The sequence below is a fragment of the uncultured Cardiobacterium sp. genome (genome assembly GCF_938028185.1).
GTDB lineage: Bacteria > Pseudomonadota > Gammaproteobacteria > Cardiobacteriales > Cardiobacteriaceae > Cardiobacterium.
The window spans coordinates 1-4,196 of the sequence record NZ_CALJAH010000445.1; the positions used below are offsets into that span (position 1 = coordinate 1).

The 4,196-nt window shown below is 60.7% G+C and carries 6 protein-coding genes and 1 tRNA gene; all 7 read left to right on the forward strand.

The features are described 5' to 3' along the window. Positions 1-594, forward strand: a 594-nt coding sequence (locus Q0349_RS12955; RefSeq protein ID WP_298081435.1) for a methyltransferase domain-containing protein, incomplete at its 5' end; no start/stop codon positions are given. A gap of 65 nt (positions 595-659) precedes the next feature. Next, positions 660-1,580: a DMT family transporter gene (locus tag Q0349_RS12960; protein ID WP_298081436.1), complete on the forward strand. Its 921-nt coding sequence runs from the start codon at positions 660-662 to the stop codon at positions 1,578-1,580. A 53-nt stretch (positions 1,581-1,633) separates the two neighbouring features. Then, positions 1,634-1,707: transfer RNA gene (locus tag Q0349_RS12965), tRNA-Gly, on the forward strand. 193 nt (positions 1,708-1,900) lie between these two features. Further along, positions 1,901-3,100, forward strand: a complete 1,200-nt coding sequence (locus Q0349_RS12970) for an integrase arm-type DNA-binding domain-containing protein (protein ID WP_298081437.1) — start codon at positions 1,901-1,903, stop codon at positions 3,098-3,100. 49 nt (positions 3,101-3,149) lie between these two features. Further along, positions 3,150-3,440: a type II toxin-antitoxin system Phd/YefM family antitoxin gene (locus Q0349_RS12975; protein WP_298081438.1), complete on the forward strand. Its 291-nt coding sequence runs from the start codon at positions 3,150-3,152 to the stop codon at positions 3,438-3,440. Next, positions 3,441-3,866, forward strand: a complete 426-nt coding sequence (locus Q0349_RS12980) for a type II toxin-antitoxin system VapC family toxin (RefSeq protein ID WP_298081439.1) — start codon at positions 3,441-3,443, stop codon at positions 3,864-3,866. 58 nt (positions 3,867-3,924) lie between these two features. After that, on the forward strand, positions 3,925-4,196 hold a 272-nt coding region (locus tag Q0349_RS12985), incomplete at its 3' end, for a hypothetical protein (RefSeq protein WP_298081440.1).

The following is a 4,196-nucleotide window of genomic DNA, read 5'->3' on the forward strand; positions in this document are numbered from 1 at the left end:
ACCTTCCGCGTCGGCGGGCGCGACTACCACTACCGCCAATACGAAAACAGCTTCAGCCAGCCCAATGCCGCCGTCTGCCAGCAAATGCTCAACTGGGCGGTGGCGCAGGCGGGCAGCGACGCCGACCTGCTTGAACTCTACTGCGGCAACGGCAACTTCACCCTGCCGCTCGCCGCGCATTACCGCAAAGTGCTCGCGACTGAAGTCAGCAAAAGCAGCATCCGCGCGCTGCGTGAAAACCTCGCCGCAAACGGCATCGACAACATCGCCGTCGCCCGCCTCTCCGCCGCCGAGCTGGGCGAAGCACTGCGCGGCGTGCGCCCCTTCCGCCGTCTGCAACAGGACGGCATCGACCTCGCCGCCTACGCATTCGATACCGTCTTCGTGGACCCGCCGCGCGCGGGCATCGACGCGGACACCCTCACCCTCATCGCCCGCTACCCGCGCATCCTCTACATCTCCTGCAACCCGGAGACGCTCGCCGCCAACCTGCACACCCTCTGCCAGACGCACCGCATCCGCGCCTGCGCGCTGTTTGACCAGTTCCCGTTCACCCCGCACATCGAAAGCGGGGTGGTGCTGACGCGCGCGTAAATCCGCGCCGCCCGGCGCGGTCGCAGTCGCTACAATAGCCGCCGTTTTTCCTGATTGAACCACTCATGAATCCCTCCCTCAAAGGCTTCTGCCTCACCCTCGTGACAATTTTGATGTGGGCATCGCTGCCGCTCATCCTGCAACAAGTGCTGCCGGTGATGTCGCCGCGCACCGTCGTCGCCTGCCGCTTCGCCGCCGCCGCGCTCATCCTTGGCCTGTTCCTGCGCGCCAAAAACCGCCTGCCGCATCCGCACACCCTTCTGCAAAAACGCTACCGCTGGCTCATCCTCATCGGCATCCTGGGGCTGGTCGGCAACTTTTGGCTGTTCAGCAGCTCGCTTTTGTATCTTTCCGCCGCCGCCTCGCAGGTGTTGGCGCAACTGTCGCCATTCATCCTGCTCTTCGCCGGGATTGCCGTCCTCAAAGAACCGCTGCGCAAAAACCAAATCATCGGCGCGGGCATCCTCTTCGTCGGCATCCTGCTGTTTTTTAACCGCGAACTGCCGCAGATGTTCAGCGGCGGCATCAGCCGACAAAGCATCGGCATCGGTCTGAGCCTGCTCGGCTGCATCAGTTGGGCGGCCTACGGTCTCGTGCAGAAACTGCTGCTGCAACGCTTCACCGCGCCGCAAGTGCTGTTCGTCTTCTACTGCGGCTGCGCGCTCTTCGCCGCGCCGTTCGCCGATTGGTCGGAGCTGGGCAACCTTAACGGCTACCAATGGCTCTGCCTGCTCTACTGCTGCCTCAACACGCCGATTGCCTACGGCGCCTTCGCCGAAGCGCTCAACCACTGGGAAGTCGGCAAAGTCTCGACCACCATCACCCTCGTGCCGCTCTTTACCATCGCCTTTGCCGCACTGGCGCACCAGTTCGTCCCGGCAAAATTCGCCGCGCCCGACCTCAACCTGCTCGCCGCCCTCGGCGCCGCGCTGGTCGTCACCGGCGCCATCTGCTCAGCACTGAATCGCCGCCCGCCACGACGCTGATGCGCAGAAAATGCCGCCCGCCGCCACCGCTTCCGCTATAATTCGCGCATCATGCGGGTGTAGCTCAATGGCAGAGCAGAAGCTTCCCAAGCTTACGACGAGGGTTCGATTCCCTTCACCCGCTCCAAACCCAACCATCAGCGCCGCGCAGGCGCTTTCTTTTTGCCTGAAAACTAAAGGGTTAAAGCCATTTTCCTGCAATCAGGAACTACCAACGAAAACCACGGAATACCAACAATTTTGTTGGTACTTCTGTTGGTAGATATACTCGCGCCGCCACGACGGCCAAAAAAATACCAACAACACCCCTGGAAACCGCTATGGGAAAGCTCACCGACCGCCATTGTCGCAACCTGACCGTCCCCGGCAAGTATGCTGACGGCCACGGCCTCTATCTGCACGTTACCGCCAAGGGGCGATACTGGCGCGCCGCCTACCGTTTCGACGGCAAACAGAAGACCGCCAGCTTTGGCATCTATCCACGGGTAAGCCTGAAAGACGCCCGCGCCCTGCACGCTCATTTTCTGGCCGACCTCACCCAAGGCATTGACCCGAACGCGGCGAGGAAGGCGGCGAAGGCGGAAGAACGCACGGAGGAGCGCGCCAGCTTCGCCCGCCTGGCTGAACAATGGCTGGAAAATACCAACAAGGCGCGGGCATGGACGGAGCGCCGCCGCAAGAAAATCACCAGCCAACTGCGCGCCCACATCCTGCCCGCCTTTGGTGCGCTCGACATCCGCCATCTTCGCCCCGTGCAAATCGTAGAACTGGTACAGGGCATTGACCGGCGGGGTACCAACAGCACGGCGCATGATTGTCTCGACATCATCCGCCGCATCTGCGCCTATGCCGTGCAACTGGAAATCAGGGAAACCAGCCCTGCCGCCCACCTGAAAGACATCCTGCCGAAGAAAGCCAGCGAACCGATGCGCCACGTCATCGCCCCTGACGACGTTGGCCGCATCCTGCTGACCCTCGAACGCGCGCCCACGCTGAACCCTGCCGTCAAAGCCTACGTTCGCCTCATGCCGCTGCTGTTCACCCGCCCTGACGAACTGCGCACGATGCGCTGGGAAGAACTCGACCTGGCCGCCGCCCTTTGGACGAAACCCGCCCACACCATGAAGAAGCGGCGCGTCCACCTCATCCCGCTACCCCGGCAGGCGCTCGCACTCATCGAAGCCATGCGCATCCATACCGGCCACCTGCCCCATGTGTTTGCCAACCCGGCCACGGGCAAGCCCATCAGCAACGGCGCGGCGCAGCGGCTGAAAGTGCGCAACGGCCTGCATGAAGAAATCACCTGGCACGGCTGGCGACATACCGCATCCACCCTGCTCAACGAACAGGGCTACGACCGCGACCACATCGAAATGCAACTTGCCCACGCCGACAAAAACAGCATACGCGGCACCTACAACCATGCGCAGTATCTCGACCAGCGGCGGGCGATGCTGCAAGCGTGGGCGGACTGGCTCGACGACCTAAAGCGGCAGGCATTGGACAGGGAACGCCATTGATAGCCTCTGCGCGTGGTAGTAACATCGCTACACAAACCAGGAGCCGCCCATGACCACCATCACCAGCCGCTATTTCAACCAGCACACCAGCAAAGTACAGAAAGCCGCCGAACACGCGCCCGTCATCATCACCCGCCGGGGCGAACCCTCGCACGTCCTCATGAGTATTGCCGACTTCCGCCGCCTGGCAGCGAACGCCGAAGGCGCCACGGGCGAACCCGCCACCAGCACGGCGCGCAATGCCTACGAGTACCTGACGCCATCCAATCCCGCCGTGGCTGATACCGAACTGGAAATACCGCCGCGCAGCAAAGCGCAACGCCGCCCCGTGGAGTTTTGAATGTACCTGCTCGACACCAACCTCATCAGCGAAACCCGCCGCATCCCCAAAATAAATGCGGGCGTGGCTAAATGGCTGAAACAGACACCGAAAGAAAGCCTCTACACCTGCGCAGTCGTCATGATGGAGCTGGAGCGGGGCGTTTTGGGTATGGAGCGGAAAGACCCGGCGCAAGGGCTACACCTGCGCCGCTGGCTAGAACAAGACGTAAAGCGCCGCTTTGCTGGCCGCATCCTGCCGATAGACGAAGACACCGCCACAATCTGCGCCCGCCTACACGTCCCCGACCGCTCACCGGAAAACGACGCATGGATTGCCGCCATTGCTATCCAGCATCACCTAACTATCGTTACCCGCAACGTGGCGGACTTCACCGAAAGCGGGGCGAAGCTGTTAAATCCTTTTGAGGTAGTGAATAGACGCTAAATACAGTTTTGCCGTGCCTAGCTCGACGGGGCGAAAACGGGCAACCCAACCCGCTGGCATGGCAGCCTTATTGGGTAAACGCTTGGGAGGCGCTATGTTTAGAAAATACTTTACGCTGCCAGAAGCGGCAAAAATTTTGGCAGATAAGCTGCAAAATACAGAAATATCCGAAATCGATTTGTTGCTTGCTGCCAAAGATGGGGATTTAATCCTTTCGCTAGTATTTCAAGAACCGCCGCTATGCTTGCTAACAGCTAGAATGGAAAGCCTAACAGAAAAAGAAATAGCTGCTGCTCGCTCTAATATATGCCTAGATTATGCAAACGGTGA